This is a genomic window from Pseudomonas sp. P4_C3, from assembly GCF_056402075.1.
The window spans coordinates 1-787 of sequence record NZ_JBFUIC010000732.1; the positions used below are offsets into that span (position 1 = coordinate 1).

Here is a 787-nt window from a genome sequence, read left to right on the forward strand (position 1 = left end):
CCTCACCCTTTCTCTCGCTTCAAACACTCAGAAACAGCCTGTTAATTCATTTGAACTTTATCTTCGCCCTATTGAAATGGCTCATTAGTTGCAACCCCCTTGGGTACCCGCAACAGCTGTCGTCCCGGACATCATGGAGACGGCGGGGCTTGCCGGATTGGGCATGGCGCGAGGGGTGAAAAATGAAACGTGCGACACCACTATGCAGCTCCATYGGCTCTTATGAGGAGTTCTTATGAGTTCCATGATCAAGATTGGCATCGTTGATGATCACCCGCTGTTAAGGGATGGGGTCACAATGGCGCTGAAGAAAATAGCTGACTTTCRGGTGGTCGGGCAGGGCGGGTCTGCCGAAGATGCCCTGGAAATTGCCGCTCGTTTTGCTCCGGATGTTTTGCTGATGGATGTAAATATGCCGGGCGATAGCTTTGCTGCCGTGCGAGCGATCTCAGCTTCTTCACCGGCAGTTAGAATTTTGATGCTGACGGTATCTGAGTCCATCGAGGACGCCTATACCGCCCTCGAAGCAGGCGCGCAGGGATATGCGTTGAAAGGCATAAGCGGTCGTGAACTTGTACAAGCCATCAGACAGGTTGCCGGTGGTGAAACCTTCATTACACCCAAGCTTGCCAGCAAGCTCTTAGGCAGCTTCAGAAAGCACGCGGGTGATAAGCAAAAGGTCGAACTGACCCATCGCGAAGAACAAGTTATCCGGGAGGTATCGAAGGGCCTGACTAACCGCGAGGTTGCTATCAAGCTTGAGCTCTGCGAGAAGACAATCAAGCAC

General features: G+C 52.5%; 1 protein-coding gene. It reads left to right on the forward strand.

Annotated elements, in window-relative coordinates:
• Positions 1-235 precede the first annotated feature (235 nt).
• On the forward strand, positions 236-787 hold a 552-nt coding region (locus tag AC1DVH_RS32120), incomplete at its 3' end, for a response regulator (protein ID WP_477757165.1).